This is a genomic window from Mesorhizobium loti CJ3sym (assembly GCF_000472785.1).
In the GTDB taxonomy this organism is placed as follows: domain Bacteria; phylum Pseudomonadota; class Alphaproteobacteria; order Rhizobiales; family Rhizobiaceae; genus Mesorhizobium; species Mesorhizobium loti_E.
Map to the genome: position 1 here is coordinate 92,192 of NZ_AXAL01000020.1, position 15,393 is coordinate 107,584.

At 58.6% G+C, this 15,393-nt stretch carries 15 protein-coding genes; 12 read left to right on the forward strand and 3 right to left on the reverse strand.

All coding sequences use genetic code 11. The annotated features are described in order from the left end of the window. Window positions 1–76: 76 nt before the first annotated feature. The 12 genes from nifS (at window position 77) to A3A9_RS39465 (ending at window position 10,945) form a co-directional block, all read left to right on the forward strand. Complete coding sequence (gene nifS, locus A3A9_RS0125395; protein WP_027033178.1) at window positions 77–1,333, forward strand: cysteine desulfurase NifS; 1,257 nt, start codon at window positions 77–79, stop codon at window positions 1,331–1,333. Further along, window positions 1,314–1,697 (forward strand): nitrogenase stabilizing/protective protein NifW, encoded by a 384-nt coding sequence (gene nifW, locus A3A9_RS0125400; protein WP_006333852.1) that lies wholly within the window; start codon window positions 1,314–1,316, stop codon window positions 1,695–1,697. The genes nifS and nifW overlap by 20 nt, the downstream gene beginning before the upstream one ends. Window positions 1,698–1,879: 182 nt before the next feature. Further along, window positions 1,880–2,731, forward strand: a complete 852-nt coding sequence (locus A3A9_RS0125405) for an electron transfer flavoprotein subunit beta/FixA family protein (RefSeq protein WP_027033177.1) — start codon at window positions 1,880–1,882, stop codon at window positions 2,729–2,731. Window positions 2,732–2,751: 20 nt separating this feature from the next. Next, entirely contained in the window at window positions 2,752–3,858 is a 1,107-nt protein-coding gene (locus A3A9_RS0125410) for an electron transfer flavoprotein subunit alpha/FixB family protein (RefSeq protein WP_006333854.1), read from the forward strand. 12 nt (window positions 3,859–3,870) lie between these two features. Further along, complete coding sequence (locus A3A9_RS0125415) at window positions 3,871–5,178, forward strand: FAD-dependent oxidoreductase (protein ID WP_027033176.1); 1,308 nt, start codon at window positions 3,871–3,873, stop codon at window positions 5,176–5,178. Window positions 5,179–5,190: 12 nt separating this feature from the next. After that, the gene (locus A3A9_RS0125420; RefSeq protein ID WP_027033175.1) at window positions 5,191–5,490 is read left to right on the forward strand and encodes a ferredoxin family protein; all 300 of its coding nucleotides are present in this window, start codon (window positions 5,191–5,193) and stop codon (window positions 5,488–5,490) included. Window positions 5,491–5,646: 156 nt separating this feature from the next. Next, window positions 5,647–7,407 carry a nif-specific transcriptional activator NifA gene (nifA, locus tag A3A9_RS0125425; protein WP_027033174.1) on the forward strand — a complete coding sequence of 587 codons (1,761 nt, stop codon included), beginning with the start codon at window positions 5,647–5,649 and terminating at the stop codon, window positions 7,405–7,407. 250 nt (window positions 7,408–7,657) lie between these two features. Next, window positions 7,658–9,139 (forward strand): nitrogenase cofactor biosynthesis protein NifB, encoded by a 1,482-nt coding sequence (nifB, locus tag A3A9_RS0125430; RefSeq protein ID WP_027033173.1) that lies wholly within the window; start codon window positions 7,658–7,660, stop codon window positions 9,137–9,139. A gap of 32 nt (window positions 9,140–9,171) precedes the next feature. Beyond that, the gene (locus A3A9_RS0125435) at window positions 9,172–9,366 is read left to right on the forward strand and encodes a 4Fe-4S binding protein (RefSeq protein ID WP_027033172.1); all 195 of its coding nucleotides are present in this window, start codon (window positions 9,172–9,174) and stop codon (window positions 9,364–9,366) included. A gap of 90 nt (window positions 9,367–9,456) precedes the next feature. Beyond that, entirely contained in the window at window positions 9,457–9,783 is a 327-nt protein-coding gene (locus A3A9_RS0125440) for a nitrogen fixation protein NifZ (RefSeq protein WP_006333875.1), read from the forward strand. Beyond that, window positions 9,780–9,992, forward strand: coding sequence for a putative nitrogen fixation protein NifT (gene nifT / locus A3A9_RS0125445; protein WP_027033171.1), 213 nt, complete (start codon window positions 9,780–9,782; stop codon window positions 9,990–9,992). Before A3A9_RS0125440 ends, nifT begins: the two co-directional genes overlap by 4 nt. Before the next feature lie 41 nt (window positions 9,993–10,033). Beyond that, a complete protein-coding gene (locus tag A3A9_RS39465; protein WP_027033170.1) occupies window positions 10,034–10,945 on the forward strand; it encodes an SIR2 family NAD-dependent protein deacylase in 912 nt (303 codons plus the stop codon). Between the two features lie 1,057 nt (window positions 10,946–12,002). Here A3A9_RS39465 and A3A9_RS0125465 read toward each other — a convergent pair. The 3 genes from A3A9_RS0125465 to A3A9_RS0125475 all read right to left on the reverse strand — a co-directional run bounded on the left by A3A9_RS0125465 (window position 12,003) and on the right by A3A9_RS0125475 (window position 15,276). Beyond that, the gene (locus A3A9_RS0125465; RefSeq protein ID WP_006333891.1) at window positions 12,003–12,956 is read right to left on the reverse strand and encodes a GDP-L-fucose synthase family protein; all 954 of its coding nucleotides are present in this window, start codon (window positions 12,954–12,956) and stop codon (window positions 12,003–12,005) included. 87 nt (window positions 12,957–13,043) lie between these two features. Beyond that, window positions 13,044–14,144: a GDP-mannose 4,6-dehydratase gene (gene gmd / locus A3A9_RS0125470; protein WP_027033167.1), complete on the reverse strand. Its 1,101-nt coding sequence runs from the start codon at window positions 14,142–14,144 to the stop codon at window positions 13,044–13,046. A 142-nt stretch (window positions 14,145–14,286) separates the two neighbouring features. Then, complete coding sequence (locus A3A9_RS0125475; RefSeq protein ID WP_027033166.1) at window positions 14,287–15,276, reverse strand: nodulation protein NodZ; 990 nt, start codon at window positions 15,274–15,276, stop codon at window positions 14,287–14,289. Window positions 15,277–15,393 lie beyond the last annotated feature (117 nt).

Sequence of the window (15,393 nt, forward strand, 5' to 3'; positions counted from 1 at the left end):
ATCATCATCATCATCATCATCATGACAGACCGGGCGTGCGCCTTGTGTGATTGCGCTCAGCAGAAGGATCACATCCATGAGACCTGTTTATCTGGACAACAACGCAACGACACGGGTCGATCCTGAAGTCGTTCAAGCAGTGCTGCCGTTTTTTACCGACCAATTCGGCAACCCTTCGTCGAGCCACGATTTTGGCGCTTCCGCCGGGGCGGCGGTGAGAAAGGCGCGCCTGCGGGTGCAAACGCTGATCGGAGCGGAGTTCGAGGACGAGATCACCTTCACCTCGGGCGGGACGGAAAGCGACAACGCCGCGATCCTTTCTGCGCTCGAGGTGATGCCTGAGCGCACAGAGATCGTGACTTCCGCAGTCGAGCATTCGGCCGTGCTGACGCTTTGCGCCCACCTTGAGAAGACGCGCGGCATCAAGGTGCATAGGATCCCGGTGGATCGCCACGGCCGGCTCGACCTCGACACTTATAAGGCCGCCCTCACCCCGCGCGTGGCGATCGTCTCGATCATGTCGGCGAACAACGAGACCGGAACGATCTTCCCGGTGGTCGAGCTTGCTGAGTTGGCCAAGGAAGTCGGCGCCCTTTTTCATACCGACGCGGTGCAAGCGGTCGGCAAGCTTGCGATCGACTTGAAATCGACGGCAATCGATATGCTGTCTCTCTCCGGTCATAAATTACACGGACCGAAAGGGGTCGGCGCACTTTATGTAAAACGCGGCGTGCGCTTCTGTCCGCTGATCAAGGGGGGAGGCCAGGAGGGCAACCGCCGCGCCGGCACGGAGAATACGCCAGGCATCGTCGGTCTCGGCGTGGCAGCCGATCTTGCCTTGAAATTCATGGACGACGCGAACACACGGGTAAAGGCGTTGCGCGACCGCCTGGAGAAGGAACTTCTCCAGCGCATCCCACACGCCTTCGTCGCCGGCGATTTGCTAAAGCGGTTGCCGAACACCGCAAACATCGCCTTTGGAGATATCGAAGGTGAGGGCATACTGCATTTCCTTAATCGCGAGGGCATCGCCTGCTCCTCCGGCTCTGCTTGCGCCTGCGGCTCGCTGGAGCCGAGCCACGTCTTGGTGGCGATGAACATCCCCAATAGCGCGGCACACGGGGCAATCCGTTTCTCCTTTTCGCGCAACAACGGCGAGGAGGACGTCGACCGCGTGCTCGAGGTCATGCCCGGGATCGTTAAGAAGCTGCGTGAGCTTTCCCCATCTGCCAGCCAGGCGAGAGGACTTCAATCAGCTCCAGGCCTGGGCGACAAGGCAAACCCGACCACCGTTTCCGGCCCAGGAGAATGCAATGCGCAGTTGTTTCGCTGAAAGCCGCGCCATCGATGTCACCGACATCCTCGCCCGGCTGAAGAGCCTGTCGGCTGCGGAGGAGTTCTTCGCAGCCCTTGGCATCTCTTATGATCCGAAGGTGCTCAATGTCTCACGGCTGCATATCCTGAAGCGCATGGGCCAATATCTCGCTGAAGAGGATTTCGCCGGCCTTCCCGACGGGGTGATCGCCGCGCGGGCGCGTGCGACGTTGGAACGCGCTTATGAGGATTTCGCGACATCCTCGCCACTCACCCAACGGGTCTTCAAGGTGCTCAAAGAGCACGATCCCGACAAACCGGCCACTCGGGACCACACCTTTGTCCCGTTCGAGTCGATCCTGAGGCGGTTCGGGACAGAATAACGCGACACGAGTGCGACGCGACAATGTCGAAAAGCCGACAAACCCGGTCATCACGACGGCACCTTCGGAAGAAAACAACCCATGTCAAAAGGAACAGAGCAACGCAAAATGGTTGGCACGAATGATGCTGCGAAGGAGATGAACGCCAGGGCCGCTTGCGGATTGGAGCCGAGAAAGACGCAATGCACATTGTAATCTGTATCAAGCAGGTGCCGGACTCCGCGCAGATACGTGTCCACCCGGTGACGAACACGATCATGCGCCAGGGCGTGCCGACCATCATCAACCCTTACGACCTGTTCGCCCTCGAAGAGGCACTGAAATTGCGCGGCGCCCATGGCGGCGAGGTCACCGTGCTTACGATGGGTCCGCCGATGGCAGAAGATGCGCTGCGCAAGGCGCTCACCTATGGCGCCGACCGAGCGGTACTCTTGACCGACCGCTGTTTTGCCGGCTCCGACACGCTGGCGACCTCCTTCGCGCTTTCTCGGGCAATCGTGAGAATTGCCGAGACCTTCGGCGCGCCGGACATCGTCTTCGCCGGCAAGCAGACGATTGACGGCGATACCGCCCAGGTCGGGCCCGGCATCGCCAAGCGCCTCGGCCTCCTGCAGTTCACCTATGTGGCGAAGATCGACTCTATCGATGTCGATGCGCGCGAGATCACCGTCAAGCGCCGTTCGGAAGGCGGTACGCAGATGCTGAAAAGCAGGCTGCCTTGCCTCATCACAATGCTGGAAGGCACCAACGAAATCCGCAGGGGCTCGCTCGACGACGCCATGCGCGCCGCGCGCAGCCAGATCGTGAAATGGAGCGCGGCCGAAGCTGGCATTGAGGACCTCAACAAATGCGGCCTGCGCGGCTCGCCGACGGTCGTCAAGCGCGTTTTCGCCCCAACCACGAAGGCGGAAAAGGCGACGCAGATCGACATGACCGACAAGACGCAGCACGACCTCGCTGACGAACTGATCGCCGCAATCTTTACCCGCCAGCCAGCGCTGGAACACGAACTCGCCTTCGACGGCGGCCAGTGACGGGACGGCAAGGAGAGATGATGTCGAACGCGAACCGCGAAGCCCCTCCTTCCGCCGGCCGTGCCGGCATCAAGAGGGAATTGCCTGAGCACTTTAGGGACTATCGGCACGTCTGGGTTTTCATCGAACTGGAACGCGGCGAGGTCCATCCCGTGTCCTTCGAACTGCTTGGCGAAGGCCGCAAGCTCGCCGACAAGCTAGGCATCCAGCTTGCGGGGATCGTGCTCGGACCGCCGGGCGAGGCCACGCAGCATGCCGTTGCCGAGGCCTTTGCTTACGGCGCCGACCTTGTCTACCTCGTCGAGGCACCGCTGCTTGCCGACTATCGCAACGAGCCTTTCACCAAGGCGATGACGGATCTGGTCAATACCCACAAACCGGAGATCCTGCTTCTCGGTGCGACCACGCTCGGCAGGGATCTCGCTGGCTCAGTAGCGACGACCTTGCTGACAGGGCTCACTGCCGACTGTACCGAACTCGATGTAGATGTCGACGGTTCGCTCGCCGCGACCCGTCCGACTTTCGGCGGTTCCTTGCTATGCACGATCTATACGCTCAACTACCGGCCGCAGATGGCCACGGTACGACCGAGGGTTATGGCCATGCCACCGCGGACGGACAAGCCGGTCGGGCGTGTCATCCGGCACAAGCTGTCAATGACCGAGGAAGAGATCATCACTAAAGTCCTTGGCTTCAACCTCGATCGCCAATCGGCAAAGGCAAATCTCGCCTACGCCGACATCGTGGTTGCCGGAGGCCTCGGTCTCGGCTCAGCGGAGAATTTGCAGCTTGTGAAGAATCTAGCGCGGGCAATCGGCGCCGAATATGGCTGTTCGCGCCCGTTGGTCCAGAAGGGCTGGATGCCTGCCGATCGGCAGGTTGGCCAAACTGGCAAGACCATCCGGCCAAAGCTTTACATAGCGGCCGGGATTTCCGGCGCCATTCAGCATCGGGTTGGCGTGGAGGGGGCTGATTTGATCGTGGCCATCAACACCGACCCGAACGCCCCGATCTTCGAATTTGCCCATCTCGGCATCGTCACCGACGCAATCCGTTTCCTGCCGGCATTGACGGAAGCTTTCACCCGGCGGCTGTCGCCGCACAGCCACGACAAGCTTGCGAGCTAAAGGGAGAGGGCCATGATCGAGCAAGAATTCGACGCCATCGTCGTCGGGGCCGGTATGTCCGGAAACGCGGCCGCCTACACCATGGCAAGCCAGGGCCTGACGGTGCTGCAGTTGGAGCGCGGCGAGTATCCGGGCTCCAAGAATGTCCAGGGCGCCATCATGTACGCCGACATGTTGGAGCAAATCATTCCGGATTTCCGGGATGATGCGCCTCTCGAGCGGCATCTGGTCGAGCAGCGATTCTGGGTGATGGACGACACCTCCCACACCGGGATGCAGTATCGATCGGACGATTTCAACGAGGCGAAGCCCAATCGCTACACGATCATCCGCGCCCAATTCGACAAGTGGTTTTCGCGCAAGGTGCGCCAAGCCGGCGCGACGGTGCTGTGCGAGACGACGGTGACCGAACTTGTCCGCAGTGCCAGCGGCAAGGTGATCGGCGTGCGCACCGACCGGGCTGGCGGGCCGATCTACGCGGACGTCGTCGTGCTCGCAGAAGGTGTCAACGGGCTGCTCGGTACACGGGCCGGCCTGCGCAAGATGCCGAAGCCAGAAAGCGTGGCGCTCGCTGTCAAGGAAATGCATTTTCTACCCGATGAGGTCATTGAGCAGCGGTTCGGCCTCCAGGGCGACGAAGGCTGCGTGATCGAAGCGGCGGGCACGATTTCCCGCAGCATGGCCGGACTGGCCTTCCTCTACACCAACAAGGAGTCGATCTCTCTCGGCATCGGCTGCCTCGTCTCCGATTTCGCCCAGACAATGGAGAGCCCTTACGTCCTCCTCGACAACTTCAAAAACCATCCTTCGATCCGGCCGCTGATCGCGGGCTCGGAAGTCAAGGAGTATTCCGCGCATCTCATTCCCGAAGGTGGCTACAAGGCAATTCCGCAGCTCTTCGGCGACGGCTGGGTGGCGGTCGGTGATGCCGCCCAACTGAACAACGCTATCCACCGCGAGGGTTCGAACCTCGCCATGACTTCCGGCCGCATCGCGGGCGAGGCAATCATTGAGATCAAGGGCCGCAACCAGCCGATGATCAGGAGGAACCTCGCCCTCTACAAGACCATGCTGGACAAGTCCTTCGTAGTCAAAGACCTGATGAAATATAAGGACATGCCGGCCCTGATACACACCAATTCCCGCAATTTCTTCATGACATACCCGCAGTTGATGTCGCAGGCCGCGCAGAACTTCATGCGGGTCGACGGCACCCCGAAAATCGAGAAGGAAAAGGCGACCACTGCTGCCTTCATCAAGGCGCGTTCGCGCTGGGGGCTGATCAGCGATGTGGTCCGCCTGGCACTCGCGTGGCGCTGAAGGAGAAACAGGATGACGATGGCCGTGACGAAGTTACGAGTCGAGGAGAAGCTTTATCAGAACCGCTATCTGGTCGATCCGGGCCGCCCGCATATCAAAGTGCGACCGCACGAGAGGCCGAGCGCGAACCTGCTCGCGCTGACACACATCTGCCCGGCCAAGTGCTATGAGTTGAACGACAAGGGACAGGTGGAGACCACTTCCGACGGCTGCATGGAATGCGGCACCTGTCGCGTGTTGTGCGAGGCCAACGGTGAGATCGTATGGAATTACCCGCGCGGCGGCTTTGGCGTACTCTTCAAGTTTGGATGACTGGCGCAAAGAGCGAGAACGAGAGGCTCGCAATTGCGGTCAAGACCGCCAATATTGTTCACAATTGCCGAAAAGCTGAAAATACTATGTTTCTGGAACTCGAAGTACAAAAAAGGGGTTGGGAGGAGCACCTTGGACAACCCTTGAGGTGTTTGCATGGCTCACATGCTTCCAGATCAGGTCGGTGAAATTGTATCTCGGAACACTCCGCCTGAACCTGCGGTCGAAGCGGCGCGCAATGCGGACAGCTTGCTCAGGGGAATCTACGAGATATCGAAGATTCTGACTGCCCCGACCCGGCTGGAGATTACGCTTGCCAATGTCGCGAATATCCTCTCCTCGTTTGTGCAAATGCGTGATGGCGCAATCGTCGTCCTGGACGCTGAAGGAGAGCCGCAGATTAGCGCAACTACCGGCGGTGCTGTGCCTAAGTCAGCCGCCGGCAGCGTCATACCCCAGGCTGTAATAGACAAAATCGTCGCTACTGGAGTTCCGATCGTCATACAAGACACAAGCACGTCCGAGCTATTTCAGGCTGATCCTCAATCGAGCAGCGGCACGGTCGCAACTGCGTTTATCGGTGTCCCGCTAAAGGCTGAGGAAAAGATCTTCGGGACGCTGTCGATCGACCGCGTCAGGAACGGTACCACCAGGTTCCGCTACGAGGAGGACTTACGTTTCCTGGCCATGGTCGCCAATCTGGTCGGCCGGACCATCCGCCTGCATCGCACTTTGAGCACGGCTGGTCAGCGACTTATCGAGAAGCAACCGAGACCAGAGCAGTCGCTCGACGAGGACAGGACCCATTCGGCCCGACATCCGCATGTCAAGATCGACGGAATCATAGGAGAAAGTCCCGCGCTCAAGCAAGTGCTGGAGATCGTCTCGGTCGTGGCCAGGACCAATTCCACCGTGCTTCTTCGAGGCGAAAGCGGTACCGGCAAGGAGTTCTTTGCACAGGCCATCCATAAGCTTTCACATCGGAGGGAGAAATCCTTCGTCAAATTGAACTGCGCGGCACTGCCCGAAAGCGTTTTGGAATCGGAGCTCTTTGGCCACGAGAAGGGCGCCTTCACCGGGGCTATCCTGCAGCGCGCTGGCCGGTTCGAATTGGCAAATGGCGGAACCCTGCTGCTTGATGAAATCGGCGAGATTTCGCCTGCCTTTCAAGCCAAGCTGTTGCGCGTCTTGCAGGAAGGAGAACTGGAGCGAGTGGGCGGCACCAGGACCCTAAAAGTTGACGTGCGGCTCATATGCGCCACCAACAAGGACCTCGAGACGGCTGTCCGGAATGGAGAGTTCAGGGCCGACCTTTATTACCGCATCAATGTGGTGCCAATAGTCCTGCCTCCCCTCAGAGAACGACCGGGCGATATTCCACGCCTTGCGAACGCTCTCCTCGACCGATTCAACAAGGAGAACCATCGCGATCTTGGCTTCACGCCGTCGGCGCTTGACCTGATGTCGCAATGCTATTTCCCTGGCAACGTGCGTGAGTTGGAGAATTGTGTGAGACGGACGGCCACACTTGCGCGTTCAACGACAATAACTGCGTCGGATTTCGCCTGCAAGAACAGCCAGTGCCTGTCTTCGCTTCTGTGGAAAGGAGTCGACCGTTCGCACGGCGCCTATGCCGTCGACGAGTTCGCACGTGGCAATATGATGCCGGTTGGATCGCCGCTGCCTGCCATGCGAGTCGGCCCCTCACAGAATGAGGCATCGCCCGGCGAGACCTGCGACCCCCACCATCCCGTTTGCCCTGCAATGAACCCGCGTCTGACGGAACGCGACCGGCTGATTGATGCGATGGAGAAAGCCGGCTGGGTTCAGGCCAAGGCGGCTCGTGTTCTTGGTCTCACGCCGCGGCAGGTCGGCTATGCTTTGCGCCGGCATCGTATCGGAGTGAAGAAGTTCTAAACGTCCCTGATGACATCAAACGTGGGGGCGCGCTTGCTGCCCGCACCGGGCGTAACTGAGACAAGACGTCACTTTTCGCATTGCTTTTGACCGTTGTCGGCGACCTGACAAAACCGTGTCGCAGGAAACGGACACAATTGGACACAAAAGGCCGACGTAAAAGCCAACATGACGGATAAGACCGCTTTTGGGGTTGGCATATCTCTTGCGCTCTGAAGTGCGATGTTCACATCACGCACGGAGCCGCTCCATGTCCGCACCGATGATTTCGCTACAGGGCCTTTCCGGCACGACAGTCTTCGATCAGTCGCCGGCGAGAGCGAAATCCGGTGGCTGCGCATCTTCATCCTGCGGCTCCTCCGCGAAGCCGCACGAGATGGACTCGGCCGTCTGGGAGAAGATCAAGGATCATCCCTGCTTTTCAGAGGAAGCGCACCACTATTTCGCGCGCATGCATGTGGCGGTCGCCCCAGCCTGCAATATTCAATGCAACTACTGCAATCGCAAATTTGACTGCGCCAACGAAAGCCGGCCTGGGGTCGTTTCGGAAAGGCTGACGCCCGACCAGGCGCTGCGCAAGGTGATCGGGGTTGCCAACGAAGTGCCGCAGCTTTCCGTGCTTGGCATCGCCGGACCGGGCGATGCCTGTTACGACTGGAAGAACACAAAGGCGACATTCCAACGGGTCGCCAAGGAAATCGCCGACATCAAGCTGTGCATCTCAACCAACGGGCTCGCGCTGCCAGACCGCGTCGCCGAGCTTGCCGAAATGAATGTCGATCACGTGACGATCACCATCAACATGGTCGACCCGCGGATCGGTGCCAAGATCTATCCGTGGATCTTCTATGACAACCGCCGTTATACCGGCGTTGAGGCAGCCACGATCCTGCACGAACGACAGATGTCGGGGCTGGAGATGCTGACGGCGCGCGGCATCCTCACCAAGATCAATTCGGTAATGATCCCCGGCGTAAACGATGAGCACCTGATCGAGGTGAATAAATGGGTCAAGGAGCGCGGCGCGTTCCTGCACAATGTCATGCCGCTGATTTCCGACCCGGCGCACGGTACGCATTACGGCCTGAGTGGGCAGCGCGGCCCCAAGGCAATGGAGCTGAAGGCCCTTCAGGATCGTCTCGAAGGCGGCGCCAAGTTGATGCGCCACTGCCGGCAGTGCCGGGCCGATGCTGTCGGCCTGCTCGGCGAGGATCGTGGCCAGGAATTCACGCTCGACCGGCTTCCCGACAAGGTCACGTACGACGCCAGCAAGCGCGAGACATATCGGGCAGTGGTCGCGCGCGAGCGGGGCGATCGCCTGGCGGCCAAGAGCGAGGCGCTCGGGATGGTCAAGACCGCAGGCTCCGGCAAATCGCTTCTGGTAGCGGTGGCGACCAAGGGTGGCGGCCGCATCAACGAGCATTTCGGCCATGCGAAGGAATTCCAGGTTTATGAGGCCTCTCCGAAAGGGATCAGTTTCGTCGGTCATCGCAAGGTCGAACAGTATTGCCTCGGCGGCCGGGCCGAGGACAAGAGGCTCGACGGCGTCATCTCTACGCTCGAAGGCGTAGACATCGTGCTGTGCGCGAGAATTGGAAATTGCCCCGAGGATCGTCTCAAGGAAGGTGGGATCCGAGCAACAGACGCTTACGGGTATGACTACATCGAGACCGCGATCGGCGCGCTTTACGCCGCCGAGTTTGGGAGTGAGCCACTGGCTGCGACGGCCTGAGCCGCCTCATTCTAACCGAACCGGAGTTGAAAATGGCCTTTAAGATCATCGCTTCCCAATGCACCCAGTGCGGTGCCTGTGAGTTTGAATGCCCTTCGGGCGCGATTAAGTTCAAGGGCGAGATCTACGTGATCGATCCGAAAAAGTGCACCGAATGCGAGGGGACCTTCGAAACGCAGCAATGCGCCTCGGTATGTCCGGTGTCGAAGACTTGCGTCCCTGCCTGACCTCCATTTCGGCTACCGACACGGTCGAGGCGCCTCCGCAGGACTATTGACCTCCTGTTGGAAAGCTGCAGCCGAGAGAAAGGAACGGCCATGAGCCTCGGACGCGAACAGGACATCGAAATCCGTACACCCCCGCGATTCATGCCGGGTGAGCGGGTCCGCGCCACACGCCACATAAAAAATGACGGCACCTATCCGGGCAAGGAGATCGGTGAAAATCTGGTGCGCAAAGGCGACGAGGGCTATGTGCGCGACATCGGCACCTTTCTCCAGCAGTTCTACATCTATGCGGTCGAATGGGTCGATCGCGGCACCGTCGTCGGCATGCGTGCGCGTGAACTCATGAGCCTTGAGACGGCCCGGACTCCTTCCAGTGCCGAAATCGGTGCTGGCTTTAACAAAGGAACGGCCCGATGAGGGTAATGATCCGCAGGACCGGTGCTGGCTTGTCGGCATATATTCCCAAAAAGGATCTCGAAGAGCCGATCATCAAGGTCGACAACGAACACTTATGGGGCGGGGCTGTGACGCTGAAGAACGGCTGGCGGTTAGTTCTGCCCGACCTTCCGTGGGACACGCCTTTGCCGATTACCGTCGAGGCAAGGAAGATTTCCGGCGAGGACTGACCTTCGGGTTGACACAAAGAGAGCGGCAAAGGGATACGAGCATGAACACAATGACCTCGGGCCATCTCGTCGTCATTCGGGACAGTTTTGCCGAAAGGCAGCTTGACCTTTTGAAGAAAGCGCTCGCGGCCGATCAGGTCATTCCCTATCTCGGCCCGGGTCTGCTTGAGATCCGCTCCGCGGGACCGCCCGTACCGCATACCCCCGAAGCCGTTGCCGCAGCGCTCAACAAGCGCACGCCAGCCCCTTCGAAGATTCGCACCAACATGTGGTCGGTAGCGCAGTATATCGAACAGCGCCGGCACCGCCGGACGCTTCAAGCTTGGATGGCCGAAATATTCGCGGCCCCGGTGGTGCCGACCATCTTGCATGCCTGGCTTGCAACGCTGCCGCTCTCCGTGATCGTCGACAGCTGGTACGACGGTGCCATGCGCGCGGCTCTAATACAGACCCGCCGAACGGACGTCGTCGAAATACAGGGCGTAACACGGGCGCACGAGATCGGTGACATTTGGACGAAAGCCTACGATTTGTCCGGGATATTACTCGAATCCGCACCAGCGGCGAAGACGGTTCTCTACGCCCCTCACGGCGGTGCCAGGCCGGCCGCAAACTTCCTCGTCGCAGATTCCGACTACGTTGAAGTGCTGAGCGAAATCGACATCCAGACGCCGATCCCTGACCTGGTGAAGGAACGGCGAGCCAGCCGTGGTCTTTTCTTCATCGGCTGCCGCTTCAACGATCAGATGCTGCGCACCTATGCCCGGCAGATCATGAAGCGCTCCAATGGCCCACATTTTGCGGCAATCGATACAGCGACGCTGACCAAGAACGAGCGTCGTTTCCTTGCGGCAAGCGCAATCACGGTCATTGACATGCCGACGGGTCAGGCCGCAGCCCGTCTCGTCGGACTGGGCGAGACATTGCATGAAGCCAAACGGGGTATCGTTTGAGCCATTCTCAGACGCCTCAACATTGCCGAAAAGGTAAAACGGGCAATTGACTTCCGGGTTTTTCAACAACTCCGAGAGGCGCTCTGAAAAGCTACGACGGTTATTTCATTCGAGGCTGCAGTGGATATGGCATTCGATGCTGCGGATGAACACAGCGGCGACGGGCTCGAACCAGCCGAGCAGAGCATAGTCTGGCGCCAGGGTTGTCGCGGCGAGCGGTCGCAGCTGATCGGCTTCACTTGGCGGTAAAAGCTGTGGCACGGCGCGATGACCAGGGCCGGTTGGGGTCGATGCCAATCGAGCTAAGGCCAAGCGTGCTCACCGCATAGGCGGTCACCTGCCACTGCCATCCCAGAGTGTCAGGATGATCGCGTTGCGACAGCTTGGCGCGCCGCAGACGCGAGCGATTGGTTCAGGGCAGCCCGCTTCGCCATCAACGAGACCCACTGCTGCATGAGTTGTAAACGCCCGCACCACGGCGCCGCGAATCCGCGCTTGTGGCGCCATGACCTTGAGGCGAGTGAGTTCGGCGCTAACAACGCAGACTGAACCAATCCGATCAGCCCGGCCCATGCCGGAGAGCACGGCGACCAATGCCGCCAGCTCCACCACGCAGGGGGACACGATCCCGCCTGCGGCTAAGCGCGAGTTGAAAAGCATACGTCGACGCCCGCCATTTCCGCATGCACCGCCTTGGATAAGGCCTGCCTCGAGGCATGATGCGGGCCTGGTTGGCCTTCCTGTCGATGCCAGCTTCGTAAGCAGCGGCTCCCGCGAGGTCGAGCAGTTCTAACTGGCGGCTTGAGTTGACGGCGCTCACGCACAGCCGTTCCAGTGCGGCCGGTTATGCGGCCTTCCTTCCCTTCCCATTTGGCTTGGGCAAGCTTCTGGGTGATCCTCTGCATCGCCGGTCGCAGAGAGGTCCGGTCTGCAACGTCAGCACAGGCCACTATTGCGGCCGCCTCGGGATGTATGCGTCCCTCTCATCTGTTTGGCCGGACTGGGCGAGCTTGCACCCGGTCGGACATGCAGTCCAACCTGGATGCGCGCTTCCACATCAAGCCGCATGAAGGCGAAGAAAATCCTCATACGTCGCTTGCAACCCGGCACCAAGAGACGTTTTGGCTTTCCAGCCAAGGTTACGCAAGCGCGTTACGTCCAGTAGCTTGCGCGGAGTACCGTCTGGCTTCGTCGTGTCGAACACCAAATTGCCCTCCCAGCAGACCGCCGCCTTGACGAGTTCCGCCACCTCGCGAATTGTGACGTCCTCACCAACGCCAACATTAATCAGGGGCGCAGTGTCGGGGGCTGTCAAGGCGTCAAAATCCGAATCTGGCAGGCCAAGCAGGAACGCAATGGCATCTCCTACATCCGACGAATACATAAACTCTCGCCGAGGATTTCCGGATCCCCAGACCCCCACAGAGGAGTCGCCGTTCATTTTAGCTTGATGAAAGCGGCGTATCAGAGCAGGCAGAACGTGACAATTTTCGGGGTGATAATTATCGCCGGGACCATATAAATTGGTCGGCATCAACGCGAGATAGCGCGCCTTGTACTGCCGGTTGAAAGACCAGCACGATTCGACACCTGCGATTTTTGCCAAAGCGTAGGGACGATTCGTCGCTTCAAGCGGACCGGTGAGAAGGTATTCCTCCCGTATCGGCTGCGGACAGTCGCGTGGATAGATACACGAGGAGCCAAGAAAAATCATCCGTTCGACGCCGGAAGCGTAAGCGGCATCAAAAACACTGACTTGAATCGCGAGGTTGTTATGAAGGAAATCGACAGGGGAGCTGGCGTTCGCCAGTATACCACCAACCTTTGCGGCGCACATAACGACGTAATCTGGCCGCTGCGACATGAAGAACCTGCGCGTCTCGCTCCGGTCAAATAGATCCAGTTCGTCGTGAGTACGTGTTATTATCTCATAGGATCCTAATGCCTCGAGGGCTCTCATTGTGGCGGATCCAACAAGGCCGCGATGGCCTGCCACATAGACTTTCTTCATCTTTTTGTTTTCCATTGTTAACGCTCTGGGCGCTCCTTAAGAAGGCCACCATAGCACTGACAACAACCCAGCATGGCGCCGCCGTTGTCAGCATAACTCTCGTGGACTGTGTGAATAATAACCCTGCTTCATCAGCACTGCTTCACGCTCAGCCATGCGCAAATCTTCCCGAACCATCTCCCTAACCAATTCGATGAAGGAGATTTTGGGCTCCCACCCAAGTTTTTCTTTCGCCTTGCGGGCATCGCCGAGAAGTGTCTCGACTTCTGCAGGACGAAAATAACGGGGATCTACTTTTACGATCAGAGCTCCCGTCTTTGCATCGTACCCCTCTTCGTCGACCCCTTCCCCCACCCAACGAACATCGATGCCGAGTTCAGCGGCCGCGACGGTGACGAATTCGCGCACCGAATGTTGCTCACCGCTAGCGATCACAAAGTCTTCAGGTTGCTCCTGCTGCAGCATCAACCACTGCATCTGGACGTAGTCTCGAGCGTGCCCCCAATCGCGACGCGCATTAAGGTTGCCCAGAAATAGAGTGCGCTGCATTCCAAGCTTAATCCGAGTCAAGGCGCGCGTGATTTTGCGAGTTACAAATGTTTCTCCGCGCGCAGGTGACTCATGATTAAATAAAATGCCGTTACACGCATACAAATTGTAAGATTCTCGATAGTTTACGGTGATCCAGTGAGCATACAATTTGGCAACAGCGTAGGGGGACCGGGGGTAGAACGGTGTCGTCTCGGTCTGTGGCGTTTCCCGCACCAGCCCGTAGAGCTCAGACGTCGAGGCTTGGTAGTAGCGCGTATGCTTGACGAGCCCCAGGATCCGAATTGCCTCGAGGATACGCAGCGCACCCAAGGCATCGGAGTTCGCGGTGTATTCTGGTTCTTCAAAGGAGACTGCAACGTGGCTCTGAGCTGCCAAATTGTAAATTTCGTCCGGCTGAACCAGTTGGATGACGCGCGTAAGGCTCGACGAGTCTGTCAAGTCCCCGTGGTGAAGTGTAAGATCAACGCCACTTTCATGAGGGTCATGATAGAGATGGTCTATACGGCCCGTATTAAAAAGAGACGATCGTCTCTTTATCCCATGCACGGAATAGCCCTTTTCTAAAAGCAATTCTGCGAGGTAGGAACCGTCTTGCCCCGTAACCCCGGTGATTAAAGCTACTTTTCTCTTTGACAAGCTTGAATCCTTTTGATTTTGACGCGCCCATGAAAACGCTCGCGTGCGGCGGGATTGCGTGGCGAGAAAGGGGCGTATTGGGCAGGGCGAACGGGGGCCTCTGCGCGAAGGCAAGTGAGAGTTCGAGCGGGATGCCAGCCTTTCATGGAGCCGGGGGACGTTCGAAAGAGTTGTCGATCAAGATCAAACGACGCGGGTCATTCAAATCGAATTCGACAATTCGTGGCACGAAGAGGCGGGCATAGCGGGTGAAGGCGCTAGTCGGAGGAAAGCGAATAACAGTGTCGCATCGACCGAGGAGATACATCTCAACGAGCGCGGAAAACCCCCCGTCGGTGCCCAGTGCTGCACTGTGTAAGGGGCCGGCCTGATCCTCCTGGAAGCGTTTTGGGACGGTGAAAAGTTCGGGAAATACGCCCGACAGGTGATCAACAACCTTGGCGCTGTCTGTACACAAGAACACCCTTACAGGTCTTGAATGCGGTTGCGCCTTGGCCATACGAATGGCAGTGCATACCTGCTCTAAGGCAACCTTTGGATCAGCCCAGTAAGGTGCGTGATCCATAATATCTTCGCCGTTGCCGTGGCGGACATGGACTCCAATTATGCTGTGCCCGTCAAAATGTTCCTGGTAGAGCGCTTCAATGCGATCCTCAATTTCGACCCTCGGTGTGATGCTCCTAAATATGGTTCGCTCCGCCTTTTCATCGCAGCGCCACATCAAGCAAGCATCACACACTACCGTGTTGGCTTCACAATCATCTTGGGCCTGGAAAAGATCGTTAAGCTCGTCACGTTCTTGGAAAATCTGTTCATCCGGACGGTACACGCAGTCGATGGATGGCTTGTTCCACCACGACGGGAAGAAGGGACCAGGGAATGAGACGTGGTTGATCTGGTCATCGCAAATGACCCGTACACCACCGATATCCGCAATTGGCTTGAAGAAAGCTGGAAAGGCATTCGCAAACGGGTTGTCAAGGTAACAAGAGCCGCGCCAATCTATTGCTAAAGCGCGTCCCGTCCGATGTGCGTAGTCCCAAGCCGACGCGAGAGACCACAGGCAATCACCGAGACCCGTGCGCCGTCGAGAAACAACGAACCGATCGTTCCTTGAGCGATCAACAAGCATCTAAATTGCCTCTCTCCAGAACACCACAAGCCTCAGCTTTGCTGCTGCGTTTGAGGCAAGCGCCTGCGCAATTCGGGGAAGATTGTCGTGCTGTGCCAATGCGATGTAGCTTGCGTC